The organism is Antarcticibacterium flavum (assembly GCF_006159205.1).
In the GTDB taxonomy this organism is placed as follows: Bacteria; Bacteroidota; Bacteroidia; order Flavobacteriales; family Flavobacteriaceae; genus Gillisia; species Gillisia flava.
In genome coordinates this window covers 3477388-3494118 of the sequence record NZ_CP040812.1, presented here as the reverse complement: position 1 = coordinate 3494118, position 16731 = coordinate 3477388, and the positions used below count along the sequence as shown (strand labels likewise).

Sequence of the window (16731 nt, the reverse complement as noted above, 5' to 3'; positions counted from 1 at the left end):
CAAAGGTACGTTTATTTTTATCGAATAAAACAGGGGCTCCCTTAATTCTTTTAAAAAAAATAATTTATATAAAACTTTCATTTACAGTATTTTAAACTGTTTTGACGGGAAATCCAATTTTCTGAAGTGTTGTGGCGATTTTAATCTCCTGCTGCTTTCAGGGAAAATAATGGGTGCTAAAAGGTATACTAACTAAAAAAAGTATCTTTGTAGCAAATTTTCCTATATGAAGCTTGAAAATATTCCGCAGATAAAACATTCCAACTCAAATAATTTTTTCCTTCTTGCAGGCCCCTGCGCTATTGAAGGAGAAGAAATGGCCCTACGAATTGCTGAAAAAGTGGTGGAGATCACCATTAAACTGGAGATCCCATACATCTTCAAAGGATCTTTTAAGAAGGCTAACCGCAGCAGGATAGACAGTTTTACCGGGATTGGCGATGAAAAGGCCCTGAAGATCCTTAGAAAAGTTTCAGAAACCTTTGAAATTCCAACGGTAACAGACATTCATGAAGTAAGCGATGCCGCAATGGCAGCACAATACGTGGATGTACTGCAAATCCCTGCATTCCTCGTAAGGCAAACAGATCTGGTTGTTGCCGCTGCTGAAACCGGGAAGGTGGTAAACCTTAAAAAAGGACAATTCATGAGCCCTGAAAGCATGAAACACGCCGTGCGAAAAGTGGAGGAATGTAGCAATGAACAGGTAATGGTAACAGATCGCGGGACCATGTTTGGTTACCAGGATATGATCGTGGATTTTAGAGGCATTCCAACTATGAGAGAATTTGCACCTACCGTGCTGGATGTGACCCATTCCCTGCAGCAACCAAATCAAAGTAGCGGAGTAACAGGGGGAAGACCAGATATGATAGAGACCATAGCAAGAGCCGGGATCGCTACGGGTGTCGACGGGATCTTCATTGAAACCCATTTTGACCCTGCAAATGCAAAAAGCGACGGCGCCAATATGCTGAATATCCAATACCTGGAGAAGCTTCTGGGCAACCTGGTGGCTATTAGGAAAACCGTGAATAGTTTTGGATAATCTACAAGGTTAAAAACATCCCTTTTCCTATATTATTTTTTATATTTATGTTTTATAAGTATAAAATGAAAACATTCACCTCATCCCTGCCGAATGATCTTTTCGAAAAGCTTGATGCAATGGCCAAACAATATGGTATTGCAAAGAATAAGATCATTGAAAAATCCCTTGGAATCTATCTGGATCAACTCAACCGGGCAGAGTATGTAAGATCCTATAAAGTTGCCGGGAAGGACCAGGATATAATGTCCATTGCTGAAGAAGGAATGACAGATTATTTAGAAAATCTTGATGCCGGGGATAAGGAATGAAGCAGGGGGAGATTTGGGATATTCATTTGGACCCTGTCTTGCATCCGACGAGTGACATAGGAGCGAGAGGAATGCAGGAACAAGGGGGTAGAAGGCCTGCAGTTATAATAAGCGGTAATTTAGTAAACAAATACCTCGATGTGGTAATTGTTTGCCCATTGACTTCCAAAATTAAGAACTACAAAGGTAACCTCATTTTGCTACCGGATGAAAAAAATGGACTCCAGCAAAAATCTGAAGTTCTTACTTTTCACATTCGGTCAATTTCAAAAAAAATATTAGATAAAAAACTGGGAGAATTATCTTCAAGGGATATTGAATCTATCAAAGCAACGGTAGACGATATTTTAAGATATTAAAAAGATAGATTACTATATGCTATCTAAGATCATCCAGCCATTCAGAATTTTCAAGCCCCGTGTACTAAAGGGTGTATATATTTCAAAAACTTAAAATTCCTCTTCTCCTAAAGCTCTTTTCCAGTTAACCGCTACTCTCTCATTAATTTAAGAAGCAATAATTTGCTCACCTTAAGAATCTCTTGAAAAAAGACTTTATAAAAGTAGAAATCCACTCTGCATAATTCCCATTTCTTCCTTTTCACCTCATCCTGGAAATATTCCTTTTTAACCTGACTTCTTACTCTCAAGGTTTAAACTCGTGTTAATACTGCAGCAGCTTCCTCCTATATTCCTTAATTTGAGGATATTAATCACTAAACTAACCAAAACATGGAAAATCAATTTGAATCTTTTGGCCATCGAATAGCCAATTTCCTGCCAGATCTCCTGGCGGCTTTATTGATCCTCCTCATAGGCTGGCTGCTGGCCCGTGGGATCAAAGCTATTATAGTAAAGCTCCTTAGGAAGACCTCCTGGGATGAGCGGGTGTTCGGCAAGAGCAACGTAGGTGATACGAATGTCTTCCTTGCCAATATCGTGTATTATCTTGTGATGATCATAGTAATTCTCGCGGTCCTTGAAGTACTGGGAATTAATGAAGCTTTGGCACCCTTAGGAAATATGCTTAACGAATTCCTGTTATTCATTCCTAATCTTATTGGTGCTATCCTTATTGGGTTCATTGGATACCTTCTCGCAAAATTTGTTTCCAACCTCATCCATATCGGGGGTAGTTTCCTGGATAGGTTTGTAGACAGAACAGGCTTTAAGGATACAGATAAACTGGTGAGGATCCTGCGCAAGATCGTATTCATCGTTATTTTCATCCCCTTCCTTATACAGGCATTCAATGCCTTACAAATGGATGCCATATCACAGCCGGCCAATGACGTGCTGTATGCGTTTACTGAAATGATTGGGCAAATCCTGGTTGCGGGTCTTATCCTTGCAGTCTTCATTTGGGGAGGAAAATTCCTTGCAAATTTCCTGGAAGATCTCTTTAAAAGTATGGGACTGGACAATGCTGCTGAAAAGATACAGATACATAATATGATTGGAGCTAACCAATCCCTTTCAAAAATACTGGCGAACCTGGTCTACTTCTTCCTCGTCTTTTTCGGTGTCATTACCGCGGTGGAGATTCTTGGACTGGACAGGCTTACCATAACCCTTAATGAGATCCTGGAAGTAACCGGGCAAATCATTTTTGGTCTAATAATCCTGGCAGTGGGTAATTATATTTCCCTTCTTATTTACAATACCATGACCCGCTCCCGAAATAACACCTTTATTGCGGGCATCATTAGATGGGCCTCCCTGGCTTTGTTCATAGCTATAGCTCTTCGCACTATGGGAATAGCCAATGAGATCGTAGAGCTCGCTTTTGGTCTTATATTAGGTGCTATAGCTGTGGCCGTGGCGTTAAGCTATGGCCTTGGTGGCCGGGAAGCGGCAGGAGAACATTTTAAGGATATTATAAGTAAATTAAGAGCAGAGGCATCAGAGATCCCGCCGGAAAGAACGCCAGATAATCTCACCGATACTTCCCGCAGAACGACTTCGCCCGGCAGGGAACCGGAAGAGCCCGATTCTCCTAAACGAGGACCGCAGGATCCTCGCACCCCACCGGGAGGACCTGAGAATCCGCACACTCCCCTGCCGGGACCCGATGAACCTAATAAACCAGAACCCGGACCCGAGAATCCCGACAGGCCAAACCGCGGACCGGGAGATCCTAATAATCCCGATTTCCGTTAATAGAAAAAGAAAAAGCCGGATGACCTTACAGTTATCCGGCTTTACTTTTAATCCTTCCGCAGTTATTGAAACCGCAGCTTCACCACAACAGGCAGGTGATCTGATGGATATTTAAGATCCTTTGAATCACTCAGGACCCCATATTTCAATATCTTAATATTGCCTTTGGTGGTAAAGATATAATCTATCCTGCGCTCTACAGGCGCCTTAAAATCGTAACCGTTGAAAGTACCTTCAGGGCCAAAACTCACAGTTTGAGCGCTATACTTACTGTCATTCATTTGTGCAGCGATTTTCTTAATTGGTTCAGTATCCGGCTCCAGGTTAAGGTCTCCCATTAAAATTGCTGGTTTTTCTTCCTTATTAATTTCAGCCATTTTGTCCAGGATAAGTTGCGTACTCTTCTCTCTTGCTTCATCCCCCTCGTGATCAAAATGAGTATTGAATACAAAGAATTCCTTTCCTCCTTCTTTCTCCTTTAATTTAACCCAGGTACAAACCCTTGGAAAGGACGCATCCCAGCCTTTGGAAGGCACCTTTGGGGTTTCAGAAAGCCAGAAGGTACCCTCCTCGAGCATTTCAAATTTAGTGGTATTATAAAAAACCGCACTGTATTCTCCCTTAGTCTTGCCGTCATCCCGTGCCGCACCCACATATTGATAATCTGCAACATGCTCTTTGATATGTTCCAGCTGCCCGTGCAAGGCCTCCTGCACCCCCATAATATCGGGGTGATAAAACTTCAATTGATTGGTGAGATGATCCTTACGTTTGGACCAGCTGTTCTCGCCATCATTCTCTGTGGCATATTTTATATTATAGGTCATTACATTCACCTGTGCAGGTGCTGCAAAACTTATAAGCAAGACAAAACCTGTTATTAAAAAAAGCTTATTCATTTTCTACTGTATTTAGTTTACCGTCCACATATTCCTGTAAATATTTAAACCTGGGAGTTAAATGCCCGTTTTGGGTCATTCTTGCCCGCTCCAGGACCCCATCTTTATCACCGTTAAAAAATGCCGGGATCACGTGCTCCAGGAACATCTCTCCAAAACCTTCGCTGGCATCTTTTGGCAACTCGCAAGGCAGGTTGTCTACAGCCATTACTGTTATAGCACCTTTTTCACGGAAATCCACCTCCCGTTCTGTAACGGGATCAAAACCATAAAAAGGATCGGCAATGGTTGAAGGCCTAATAGTACTTGGAATTGGCACCTTGATATCACAGGAAATATCTGCAATTAATTTTATTCTGAAATTGGGCATAGAAGCCTCCTCATTGGTAAAGAACACGGGAGCCCCGTCCCCATAAAAATGGCCGGCGATAAAAATGTCGCTGCTACGGGCAAATCTCAGGAAATTAGATTCATACTCTTCGGGATGTTTATAGAAATCCTGATTATTCTTTATTTCCCCATCCTTTCGCTTGTTGTAATCCAGAACATCTATATGGCAGTATACAGACTGATCGAAATCCTTTTCCAGGTACTCTCCTACCTCAACCTGCTTTATTCTAAGATAGTCCAGGATCTCTTTAGCCCCGTGGGCCACTTTCCCGCTTCCAGTTAAAACGATCTTGCGATTGGGAATTTCAATCTTATCCAATTCTGCCAAAAGTGCCTGTAAGTCTGGCAGGTTTTCAGCCTTAGGAAGTTCAAAAAGGTTTTCTTTAAGCCCCAGGCCTCTGAAGCAATTATAAGCGCCCACCAACCCGGCATACCTTCCGAAGCCAATAAGCCGGTGGCCATTTTCCTTTACGATCACCTCGTGGTCATATAACTCTATATTCTTCTGAAGGATCTCCCGCAAGAGATCACGGTTGTAGGGCTGTTTCTTTATGGTATGTGAGAAGAAAAAATATTTTTTATTTGGGATGAGAGCCGGCAATGGCACCTCCTTCACCCCCAGCATCACATCACAATCTGATACATCTTCAGCAACCTCAAAACCGGCCTGTCTATACGCATCATCGGGAAAGATCCTGATATCTGAGGTTTCCACTTTAAAACTCGCTTCGGGGAATTGCTTCACCACTTCCTTTAGCTTTTGGGGAGAAAAAACAACACGCCTGTCGGGCGGGGTTTTCCTTTCCTTGATGAGGGCAAATTTTATCATTTTGGTATGGGTTTTGCTTTAATGAAGGTGTTGTTCAAAGATATAAATTTTAAACTGTATCTTTGCATCTTCGGCTTAGGAACCGCTCGTTATGAGCAGATGTTTTTACACCGAAAATGTTCTTAAAATTATGGGGTCGACTTGGATTTGACAGCGAGTCGAATTGAGTTGTAAGCACGTCGAGCGCTGGGATACTAGCTCGTAAATCTCATATTTCACACTTTTTAAACGGCGAGAATAACTACGCCTTGGCTGCATAACCGAATCATAGTAGGTTATACTTAATCCCTGCAAGGCAGGGAGCTGAGATGTCTCGTGGAAGCCTTGATTTACGGCGGCCACACCAGAGACACCGAAAAAGTAAATATAGGAAGGACAGGGCCTTGATGTTCTTCTGAAATCTAATTGAGGATAAGTGTAAGATTGGTGGTTTTCGGCCGGTCTTGCAACGAAAACCAAACGAAGACTAAACGTGTAGAAAGCAGCTGAATTGCTTGTTTGGACGAGGGTTCGAAACCCTCCGACTCCACAATCAAGCGCAGCTATGCTGCGTATTAAAACATAAAAAATCTGCCAGGCCTTTTCGCTTGAGCAGATTTTTTTGTTTTAAGACGCCTGGCCCGGCAGGGACAGCAGGCATAGCGGCATTTGCAGAATGTGCGTCTCAGGGTTCTATAAACCCTCCCCGGTAAGCACTATGATTACTGTTTTTGTAAGTTTAAAGTCGTGATTTTTAAAAATGGAGCCTTAAAAGATAGCACCTCCTTTTTAATTTAATTTCTCCGAAATATTTTATATGCTTTTACATACAATCTAACACGTATAAGGCATTATATATGCGGAAGCATATAAGTTAATGTGAACGCAATGCTCATTATCCGCTGGACATAAATACGGAGCATCATTAAATAATCTAGGTGGTTGCCTTTCTCCTCCCTTTGAGTAAATACCACCCTCAAATACACACTCTACCCCCACCTCAAATTCCGACTCCATTTCCACTCCATTTAAAAAACCATTAAAAGTGATTTCAATCATATTGTTTTAGCTTTATGGCGGGGTATCTTTGTGGGAAATTTAGATTAGTTGAAAGCCATTTTTAAATACGGTCTACTCTTTATCTTTCTAATAGCAACCTTATTCCATAATATCAGGTTCACCTACCTGGTTTCTTTCTATACGCTAAACAACGAGAGCTTTACAGAACTTTTTTGCCAGAACAAGGATAAACCAGAACTGGAATGCAACGGCCAGTGCACAATTATTAAAGCCGGAGAAGATCTAAATAAGGAGAAAAATGAGCTGGCGCTACTTTCATTTCAACAGGAAATAACTTATTACATAAGTGTTTTCTATCCCCTGGACGAAACAACTTTGATTGTTCCCCTCCCGCAGCATTTTTATTATCAGAATAAATACAATTTTCTTTTCTCACAAAAGATCGTGCATCCTCCAATAGCACTTTCATAAATATCCAGATTATCCTTTCAAACATGTCATTCAGCCATAAACCTGAATGAAGAAAAGTATTGCCTTAATTCAAAATAAAAAACAATGAAATTTTTCAATTATATCTGCCTGCTATTACTAGCTGCTGTTTCCTCCTGTTCAACAACTTCTGAAGAGACTGCACCATTAAATGAAACCGAAAATCTATTCTTAATCCAAACCCTGGAAAATGACCATCACTTCCTGGAACTATATTCTGAAAGTGGAGAACTGAAAGAGGGGTATAACAAAATTCTACTCCGCTTACAGGACAAAATTGATAAGGAATACATCCCAAATGCTGAAGTTGAATGGATCCCGGTTATGGACATGGGTACTATAAAGCATTCTGCTCCAAATTCTGAAGTAGTCAAAGCTCCCGGGAAAAATACTTCCTACGAAGGATACATTATTTTTCAAATGGCAGGTGGGGACTCCGGAACATGGAGCCTTCAAATTAACTATACGGTAGACGGGGAAAATTTCTCTATGGAAGATCGTCTCCAGGTCCTGGCCTCTCCAAGGAAGAAAGTAACAGTTTTTAAGGGTAAGGATGAAGTCAATTATGTCCTGGCAATCATAGAACCCCGGCAACCAAAAGTAGCTACTAATGATATTAGTGCTGCACTCTATAAAATGGAAAATATGCACAAATTTTCCATTGTGGATAATTACAGGATCTTAATAGATCCCCGGATGCCGGCCATGGGACACGGCTCCCCAAACAATGTACATCTCACCCAGGGCAATAAGGGTGTCTACCACGGAAAGCTCAATCTCACCATGAGCGGATATTGGAAGATCAACCTGCAACTGGAAGACGAAACGGGAGAAATTATCATAGGAGAAGCAATTACAGATACCAACCAGGACAGTAATATATTCTTCGAATTAGAATTCTAATAAAAAGCTGCCCGGGACCAGGATCTAAATGCCATTCCCGGGCAGCTAAAAAAATTTGACAAATGAAAACAAAAATTCTCACCCTCTGCATTTCCCTGTTCCTGGTGAATTGGACCCGGGCACAGGAAACAGAAATAGACACGTTAAATATCATCCCTATGAAAGAGGTCATAGTGATAGGAAATAAGAAAGATGTCTCCAGAAAAGAAAATAAATCCCTCGCAACTTTAGATGAATATTTGGAGAAGTCGGCAAAAATATCGATGATCAAAAGAGGGGCATACGCCTGGGAACCTATGATCAACGGGATGGCGACAGAGCGTACTGTGATAACCATTGACGGGATGCGTATATTTAGTGCCTGTACAGATAAAATGGACCCTGTAACTTCCTATGTTGAGATCTCCAATTTACAGGAAGCCTCGATCTCCAGTGGCCAGGAAGGGGCAGAACATGGAGCTACCATTGGAGGCGCAGTGGATATGAAAATACACAAAACAGGATTTTCACCTTCAGGATGGAAGGTAGAAGTAAACTCCGGGCTGGAGACAAATGGCGAGCAAAAGATAGCAGGTGCCAAAGTAGACTACAGTCAGGAAGATTTCTTCTTCAATGCAGATTTCATGCACCGCGATGCAGAGAATTACCACGCAGGCGGGGGAAAAGAAGTTTTGTATTCCCGGTTCACCAAATACAATTTTTCAGCAGTTAGCGGGTACAGGTTATCCAGGCATCAAAGCATAGAAGCTGCCGTGATCCTTGATAAGGCTACAGATATTGGTTACCCAGCCCTTCCAATGGATGTTTCCCTTGCAAAGGCTGCCATAGGTTCCTTAAAATACGAGTTCCATAAACCCCATCCCCTACTGGACCATTGGGAAACCAAGGTCTACTTTAATACCATTACGCATATTATGGATGATGCCCAACGCGAGGATGTTGCTATGCGAATGAATATGCCTGGCTGGAGTGACACGTATGGATTTTATTCTAAGGGTAATTCAACCGTGGGAAAGCATAGAATTAAGATCAACCTCAACAGTTTCTACAATAAGTCGCTGGCAGAGATGACTATGTTCCCAAATGACCCTACAGAGATGGAGATGTTTATGCTCACCTGGCCGGATGTGCGCACCTTTTATAACGGATTTTTTCTGGAGGACCAGATCCTTTTATCAGAGCATCTGAATTTAAAGATTACCGGAAGCCTGGGATCGCACAACAACTCTGTACAAAGCGAACAGGGACTTCAAAGCCTGAAGATCTTTTATCCTGAAATGAAGGAAAGTAAACACAGGATCCTTGCTGGAGCATCTACCAGGCTACAGCTACATAAAGGAAAAATGAATTATAGCCTGGGTACCGGATATGGGGAAAGGGCTCCCTCGGTTTCTGAAGCTTATGGATTCTATCTCTTTAACAGCTTTAACGGATACGATTTTATTGGAAACCCGGGAATGGACACTGAAAGATCTATGGAGCTCAATTCCTCCGTGGCATTTAAAAACAAATTCTGGAGTGCAAAGCTCAGCGGATCTTATTTTCATATCCAGGACTACATCATAGGTATCCCGGATCCAGACCTTACCGCTATGACAATTGGCGCCAACGGGGTTATGGTTTACAGCCAGCTGCCGTACGCCACATTTTTCAACACAGATCTTTCGCTGGAAGTTTTTCCTTACAAGAATTGGCATATTAACACTAAACTTATTTACAACCACGGCAGGGATCACAAAAACAGAAACCTTCCCCTGGTGCAACCGCTTAGTTATTTTGCAGCCCTGGGATATAGCAAAGGTTTGTTTTCTATTGAAGGATCTATAGAAGGCGCGATGGAACAAAGTAATTTTAGTACAGGTTTTGGCGAGAACCGCACCCCTGCATATACTGTAGTAAACCTTTCTGCTTCCCGAAGCCTGTACCTTAATAACCAGAGAGTGACCGTAAAAGCCGGTGCAGAAAATTTATTTGACACTTATTATTCAACGTTTTCAGACTGGAATAACATCCCCCGCAGAGGACGTAATATTTTTGTAAATCTTAATTATGCAGTTTTTTAGAACAACATCCAGGCTATGATCTTTTCAACTCCAGTTCTGCCCGAAATTGTGAAGGGGTAAGGCTTTTTACTTTTTTGAATTGCCGGTTGAAATTTGATATATTTTGGAAACCATTGTCATATGAGATCTTCTCAATAGACTCCCTTGTGTTCAGCAGCTGGGTGCAGGCATTTTCAATTCGCACCTCGTTGAGGAAGGAGATGAAGGTTTTCCCGGTGCGCTCTTTAAAGAACCTGCTAAACTGGGATTTGCTAAGGCTGGCCTGGGCCGCTATTTCATCTACGGTTATATTTTCTGAAGCACGGGAGAAGGTGTAGTTAAGCACCCGGTTAAGGCGTTTAAAACCCGATTCCTTTAACTCGTATTCAAAGATCTCTGAACTTAAATAATCCTTTTCCACTCCCAGAAAATCCTCCAGGATCTTCAGCAAATTAATGATCCTGGAAACGGGGGATTCATCAGCGGTCTTCAGAATTAGATCGGCAAGTGGTAAATTATTGGTTTTTATAACCCGGCGGGAGGAAGACAATAGATCTTTGATAGTATGCATCTCCGGGATCTCAAAAAATGCCTCCCCAAAAGAATTGTAGCTGAAGAATATGGTAATTGCCGAAACTCCCGTAGAATCCGGTTCGTAATATTCTTTTGAACTCTTTAGAAGGTGAGGAATATTAGGGCCAATGAAAAATACATCCCCGGGTTGAAATTTTATCATTCCGGAACCTCCAAATAAAAATCCCTCCCCCTTATTGATCCTGGTAATTTGAAACTCCGGGTGATAATGCAGCTTGTCATAAAAATGCCTCTCCTCATCCCATTGTATCCTAATAGAAGAATTTTCGGTTTTCGGTATTTTGAAAAATACAGGTTTCATCGCTTGAAGCAAATATAACCCAAAGAAAATTTAGATCTCCACACCAAATGGATCTTCCATTGTATGTGCTGGTTGTGTAAACCATTTGGGACCTTCAGCAGTCAGGAAAATATGATCTTCAAGCCTTATACCAAATTCCCCCGGCACCACTATCATGGGCTCTATACTAAAAGTAAAGCCCTGCTTTATTTCAATGTCATTGCCTTGAAGGATATATGGGTGCTCGTGAATGTCCAGGCCTATGCCGTGCCCTGTCCTGTGCGGCAAGCCGGGAAGGTCATAATTAGATCCCAGGTTATTTTTCCTCAAATGCTCCCTCACCATCTCGTCAATCTTTCCACAAGTTGCACCTAAGCGGGCTGCCTTAAAGGCTTCCATTTGAGCCGACTTCTCTATCTCCCATATCTCTTTTTGATATGCTGAAGGGGTGCCGTAGATGTAGGTGCGGGTAATATCTGAAAGATATCCATTATACCGGCAGCCGGTATCCACAAGCACGATATCCCCTTCTTCCAATGCCTTTGGGGATTTAACCCCGTGTGGAAAACTCGAATCCTTCCCGAAGAGCACAATGCAGAAATAAGAACCTGATTGTATCCCCAATTTTTTATGAGCCTCATGGATGAATCCCTCCACCTCAGCCGTAGTAATTCCCGGGCGCAGGATGGCAGCGGCGGCTTTCTGCACCTGTATTGTAAGGTCCATTGCATATTGCAACTGGGTAATTTCAGTATTGCTTTTGACCATTCTCAGCTCCTTAATGAGATCTTCAGCACTGCTTATCTTGAGGATCGTTTCCTGAAGCCTGGACACTATAGCAAAAGAGGTGGAATCATCCACCGCGAGGCTGCTGTTATCTTTAAGAAGTGCAGCGATCTTTTCAGTAGGAGATTCGTGTTCCTGCCAGGATACAATTTCTCCCTCCACCTCGATATAGTCCTGTATGGTTCCTATTTCAAATTCCGGGACTATGTAGTGTAATTCCCCTGTGGCAAAGAGCACGGCTCCCACTAATCTTTCAGAAGGGTTCCACCTGGTACCGGTAAAATAATAAAGATTTGTCCCGGCGTTGATGTATAAAGCATCAAGATGAGCAGCTTGCAGGGCCCGGGATGCCTTTTGAAGTCGTTGCCTGAATTCCTCCCCAGGTACAGGTGCAGGTCCATCCTTTGGAGCGATTAATTTTTCCAATTCTGCTGCAGCGGTACTGCCGCCAATTCCATATTCTCTATTGCTATTCATATTAAAATTTTCTGTCGGGACTAAAGGGCTGCAGGTCCAGGGATGGTTTCTTCTCCCCAATTACCTCTGCCAGTATTTTGCCCGTTGCCGGGCCCAGGCTCCAGCCCATCATCGCGTGCCCGGTCCCAATGCTTAAATTCTTTATTTTCTGTGAGCGTCCTATGTATGGAAGTCCGTCTGGGGAGCAGGGACGAAGTCCGGCCCGTGCGGTCCCTTTTTCCTCCTCACTAACCTTTAATCCGTCAAAATAATTTCCGGCTGCAGCGGCAATGGTATCCACCCTTAGCTTGTTGATATCATGGTTGATACCACCAAGCTCCATAGTGCCGGCAAATCTGGTAAAGCCATTCATAGGGGTCACGGCTACTTTTGCTTCCACCAGGATGGAAGGAACTTTGATCCCGGTTTCCCGCTGTAAATTAAAACTGTAGCCTTTCCCGGCTTCCAGTAACATTCGAAGGCCAAGTCGTGCTGCAATTTTTGAGGACCAGGTGCCGGCGGTAAGAGTGACCTCATCTGCAGCGATCCTGCCCTGAGAAGTCTCGATGGCCTCTATCCTGTTTCCCGAAACGACAAAATCCTTCACAGCAGTGTACGGCCTGAACTCCACTCCCTTTTGCACCAGGTATTCCCGCATTTGCTGCATAAACTCATCTGGGGTCATATGCGCATCTGTATCATAAAAATAAGCTCCTTTCACATTATAAGAAGCATCCGGGTACTTGTTGTTGAGCTCTTCTTTGGAAAAATGGCTGACTTTCATACCACCCTTAGCTGCAATTGCGGCAATTTGAGCTTCCTCCTCCCCGGCGTGATCTGTTTTATAGCACATTAGAAGACCGTGGTGATCATAATTAAAATCAAATTCCCTCGCATCCTTAAGTTCCTGATAAAGCTCCCTGCTTAAGAGATTTATTTCTCGGAGGACGGGAATGGCTTTTTCAACCTTTGCAGCGGTAGCCGATTTTTTAAAACACCAGGCCCAGTTAAGGAAATCAAGGTCCAGTCTGGGTTTTACATAGAAGGGGCTGCGACTATTAAGCATCCATTTAAACCCTTTAGTGATCATACCGGGAGAACTTAAAGGTATAAAATGGCTGGGGGTAATATATCCCGCATTCACAAAGGAAGCGCCGTTGTCAAGATTTCCTTTGTCGAGAATTGTCACTTTATGCCCATCTTTAACCAAATAATAAGCCGTACAAAAGCCTATAATTCCTCCCCCAATGATTACACAATCCTTCTGCATCCTATTCAAAATTATAGTCCCAGCCCGGCTCTTTGTCCAGCAGGTGCTGTATGAAATAATTCCAGCGTTTCTTATTGAAAAAATTTGAAGCCTCGCCGCTGTAACCGTGTGGCTGACTCGGCAGGATCACCAGTTCAAAATCCTTTCCGGCTTTTATCAATGCCTCTGCGAGCTTAAAAGTGGCTGAAGGGTTCACATTTTCATCCATCCCCCCGTGCACCAGCATCAATTTACCCTGCAGGTTCCTTGCATTGGTGATATTGGATACTTCTTCATATTTTTCATCTACCGGCCAGCCCATATACATCTCCGGCCACCAGGCTTTTTCCATTCTAAAATCGTGATCTCCGGAGCTGGCTACCCCTACTTTGTAGAATTCGGGGAAGGCCAGTAGCGCACGGCCGGTATCATATCCTCCTGCAGAATGTCCAAATATCCCCACCCGGGTAGTGTCCACCCAGGAATATTGCTCCCCAAGATGCCGAATTGCCAGCACATGGTCCCTGAGGTTATCACCCATATCCTTATAGGATACTTCCCTGAAGGATTTTGAACGGCCTGCAGTACCGAGTCCGTCTACCGCAATAACGAGAAAACCAAGTTCTGCCATTGCCTGGTGGGAAAAAGCTCTGTCAAAAGACTTTGGAAAAACCTGGGTATGCGGCCCGGTATAGGTGGCATCTATTACCGGATATTTTTTGTTGGGGTCAAAATTGGTTGGTTTCCAAACCGCACCATAAATCGGGGTTTTTCCGTCTTTACCTGTGATGCTGAAAGTTTGAGGCGCTTCCCAGCCTTCAGCAACCGCCTTGCTAACATCAGGACTTATAATATCAGTTAGAATCTTTCCTGAATCCAAATCTCTCAGCACCACTCTTGTTGGTGTTTCTACGGAAGATATCTCATCAACAAAATATTTCAAATCCCCAGAAAGATCTACCTGGTGATGCTGCTTTTCAGGGGTTAATAATTTCATCTTTTCACCTTCCTTCACAGTGTAAAGTTTCTGGTGATAAGGATTCAGGTCAGGATATATACCAGATGCCATAAAATAGATTCGCCCGGTTTTATCATCTACCTTCACAATGGAATTCACCACGAATTCCCCGTTGGTGAGAGGAGTACTCTTCCCTGTTTTTTCCTCCACCAGATACAGCTGTTTCCAGCCGCTTTTTTCTGAAAGGATCAAAATTTTCCCAGTTTTCTTTAGTGGCCGGAATTCAAAATTGTCGATACTTGTATTGGAGGTTTCCTCCCATATCTCCTCCTCCACCTGCTTTTCTAAATCCAACTTTTGTACCACCTGCTTTTGGAATCCCCTTTCAGCCCATTGAGCATAAGCGGTATTCGGCTCCTCCCCAAAACGGATCGTAACTGTGTTGATATGGGTGTTAGTGGGCAGCTTTGTTTTTACCTCGTTTTTTTGGTCCACATTAAAGATCACAGGTTTTACCATGACCATATTGGTATCTCCCGGAGAGCCGCGGTAATAACCTGCCAGCTGCGGGCGGTAAAGCGAATCTATCGCATTGTTGAGCAAATACATTTTTTGCGCCTTTCGAACATCTGAAACCTGAGTGGCCAGGAACCTCGAGTCTGCGGACCATTGTACATAAAAATTTTCCGGATGTGGTCCCCCTTCACCGTATATAAGATCTGACCAGCCGTAAGAACCGGCATAATCATAGTTCTTCTCCCCGTCCTTGCTTAGCTGAAATTCTTCTCCCGTAGCCTTCTCCCGCAGGTAAAGGTTATGTTGTTTTCTAAAAGCCACCCACTTCCCGTCCGGAGATTCAGATTCCAACCTGTTCTCGTTTTTCCTCTCATTTTCCTTTTCTGAAAGAGCTTCAGCCTTGCGATCCCATATGTATGTTTTCTTATCAAACCTGAATTCCAGGTTGTCCTTACTCACTTTCAGGTTTTCCAGCTTAAGATCTTCAGCCTTTATTTCTTCCGAAGAATTTTCAGCTAAAGCAGCTGCCATTTTTTGATGGTCAAACAGTGGATTCTGAGTAATATCCTTAACCTCCATTTCCCGATACTGTCTCCCAACATCTGATGAATGAACGAACCAGATCCCTGAATCATCTGTATTCCACTTCACTTCAGGATTCAGGTTGTACACCTTCTTCCCAAGTTTGGACCAGGTGTAGGATAATGCCTGTTCATAAACTTCCGGGGCCATCTTTTCCTTTTGAGCAAAGGTTTTTCCGTAGAAAATGAAAAGTAAAGAGAAGCAAAGAAAGAGCGTTTTTTTCATAGGATTCTAAATTACCTGGAACCCAAAAGCGTATGGATCCTTTTCGTTGATTGTAATAGTGTTACGGCCAAAAACCTGTGCCCATCCCTGTATACTGGGGACAATGGCCAGATGTTCACCAAGGGTTGTTTCCTGTTCAATGCGGCCAACAAACCTGGACCCAATATAGCTTTCGTGAATGAATTCTTTTCCGGGTTTTAGTCTCCCTTTTGTATAAAGCTGGGCCATTCTTGCAGAGGTGCCTGTGCCGCAGGGAGAGCGATCAATGGCCTTATCCCCGTAAAAGACCGCATTACGGCCGGAGGAACCGGAATCAAGGGGTTTGCCAGTCCAAAGCATATGGCTTACGTCCCTAATGGTAGGATCTTCCGGGTGAATAAATTGATCGGGGTACTGCTCATTGATGCTTTTCCGCAGGTACTGGCTCATCCTAACAATTTCAGCAGCGGTGAGATTTTCCAGGCCATTGTAGTTCTTCTGGGGATCTACAATTGCATAGAAATTCCCTCCATAGGCAACATCAAAGTTGAGTAGCCCAAGTCCGGGATACTCAATAGTTAGATCCCTGGCAGCGAGGTAACTCTTTACATTGGTAATTTTTACCCAATCCACCTTTTTCCCGGTTTGTTGATATTCTATCTCCACCAGCCCGGCAGGAGCTTCCATCCTTATTTTTCCGGGGATTTTGGGAGTGACGAGGCCTTCTTCTATAGCGATGGTGATGGTGCCAATTGTACCATGCCCGCACATAGGGAGGCAGCCGCTGGTCTCAATGAACAGAATAGAAAAATCATTTTGAGGATCGTGAGGCGGATATAAAATACTGCCACTCATCATATCATGGCCCCGCGGCTCAAACATAAGCCCTTTGCGTACCCAATCATACTCCCGCATGAAATGCTGGCGTTTCTCACTCATATTGGCACCTTCAAGATCCGGGCCTCCGGACTTGATTAAGCGCACAGGATTCCCACAGGTGTGGGCATCTATACATTCAAATGTTTGTTCGATCATTG

The 16731-nt window shown here is 43.2% G+C and carries 14 protein-coding genes and 1 other RNA gene; 8 read left to right on the top strand and 7 right to left on the bottom strand.

What is annotated here, in order from left to right; genetic code table 11:
- The first annotated feature begins 226 nt into the window (after positions 1-226).
- The 4 genes from kdsA to FHG64_RS15220 all read left to right on the top strand — a co-directional run bounded on the left by kdsA (position 227) and on the right by FHG64_RS15220 (position 3518).
- Positions 227-1048 (top strand): 3-deoxy-8-phosphooctulonate synthase, encoded by an 822-nt coding sequence (kdsA, locus tag FHG64_RS15235; RefSeq protein WP_139067209.1) that lies wholly within the window; start codon positions 227-229, stop codon positions 1046-1048.
- Positions 1049-1113: 65 nt separating this feature from the next.
- The gene (locus tag FHG64_RS15230; protein WP_139067208.1) at positions 1114-1359 is read left to right on the top strand and encodes a ribbon-helix-helix domain-containing protein; all 246 of its coding nucleotides are present in this window, start codon (positions 1114-1116) and stop codon (positions 1357-1359) included.
- A complete protein-coding gene (locus FHG64_RS15225) occupies positions 1356-1718 on the top strand; it encodes a type II toxin-antitoxin system PemK/MazF family toxin (RefSeq protein WP_139067207.1) in 363 nt (120 codons plus the stop codon). Before FHG64_RS15230 ends, FHG64_RS15225 begins: the two co-directional genes overlap by 4 nt.
- Positions 1719-2090: 372 nt before the next feature.
- Positions 2091-3518 (top strand): mechanosensitive ion channel, encoded by a 1428-nt coding sequence (locus FHG64_RS15220; RefSeq protein WP_246054141.1) that lies wholly within the window; start codon positions 2091-2093, stop codon positions 3516-3518.
- A gap of 62 nt (positions 3519-3580) precedes the next feature.
- Here FHG64_RS15220 and FHG64_RS15215 read toward each other — a convergent pair whose 3' ends face one another.
- Entirely contained in the window at positions 3581-4417 is an 837-nt protein-coding gene (locus FHG64_RS15215; protein WP_139067206.1) for an endonuclease/exonuclease/phosphatase family protein, read from the bottom strand.
- Positions 4410-5636 carry an NAD(P)-dependent oxidoreductase gene (locus tag FHG64_RS15210; RefSeq protein ID WP_174760404.1) on the bottom strand — a complete coding sequence of 409 codons (1227 nt, stop codon included), beginning with the start codon at positions 5634-5636 and terminating at the stop codon, positions 4410-4412. Before FHG64_RS15210 ends, FHG64_RS15215 begins: the two co-directional genes overlap by 8 nt.
- 132 nt (positions 5637-5768) lie before the next feature.
- On the opposite strand from FHG64_RS15210, the gene ssrA reads away from it, so the two are divergent.
- From ssrA to FHG64_RS15190, 4 genes are all read left to right on the top strand, one after another.
- Positions 5769-6168, top strand: a transfer-messenger RNA (tmRNA) gene (gene ssrA, locus FHG64_RS15205).
- Between the two features lie 554 nt (positions 6169-6722).
- Entirely contained in the window at positions 6723-7106 is a 384-nt protein-coding gene (locus tag FHG64_RS15200) for a hypothetical protein (RefSeq protein ID WP_139067205.1), read from the top strand.
- 84 nt (positions 7107-7190) lie between these two features.
- Positions 7191-8027 carry a FixH family protein gene (locus FHG64_RS15195; RefSeq protein ID WP_139067204.1) on the top strand — a complete coding sequence of 279 codons (837 nt, stop codon included), beginning with the start codon at positions 7191-7193 and terminating at the stop codon, positions 8025-8027.
- Positions 8028-8089: 62 nt separating this feature from the next.
- Positions 8090-10090: a TonB-dependent receptor plug domain-containing protein gene (locus FHG64_RS15190; protein ID WP_139067203.1), complete on the top strand. Its 2001-nt coding sequence runs from the start codon at positions 8090-8092 to the stop codon at positions 10088-10090.
- A gap of 13 nt (positions 10091-10103) precedes the next feature.
- Here the strand turns inward: FHG64_RS15190 and FHG64_RS15185 are convergent, their stop codons facing one another.
- The 5 genes from FHG64_RS15185 to FHG64_RS15165 are packed head-to-tail and all read right to left on the bottom strand — an operon-like array spanning position 10104 to position 16729.
- Complete coding sequence (locus FHG64_RS15185; protein WP_139067202.1) at positions 10104-10964, bottom strand: AraC family transcriptional regulator; 861 nt, start codon at positions 10962-10964, stop codon at positions 10104-10106.
- Between the two features lie 30 nt (positions 10965-10994).
- Positions 10995-12206, bottom strand: a complete 1212-nt coding sequence (locus FHG64_RS15180; RefSeq protein WP_139067201.1) for a M24 family metallopeptidase — start codon at positions 12204-12206, stop codon at positions 10995-10997.
- A 1-nt stretch (position 12207) separates the two neighbouring features.
- On the bottom strand, positions 12208-13455 hold the full coding sequence (locus tag FHG64_RS15175) for an NAD(P)/FAD-dependent oxidoreductase (RefSeq protein ID WP_139067200.1): 1248 nt from the start codon (positions 13453-13455) through the stop codon (positions 12208-12210).
- A gap of 1 nt (position 13456) precedes the next feature.
- Positions 13457-15715 (bottom strand): S9 family peptidase, encoded by a 2259-nt coding sequence (locus FHG64_RS15170; protein ID WP_139067199.1) that lies wholly within the window; start codon positions 15713-15715, stop codon positions 13457-13459.
- A gap of 6 nt (positions 15716-15721) precedes the next feature.
- Entirely contained in the window at positions 15722-16729 is a 1008-nt protein-coding gene (locus FHG64_RS15165) for a 4-hydroxyproline epimerase (RefSeq protein ID WP_139067198.1), read from the bottom strand.
- Positions 16730-16731: the final 2 nt, after the last annotated feature.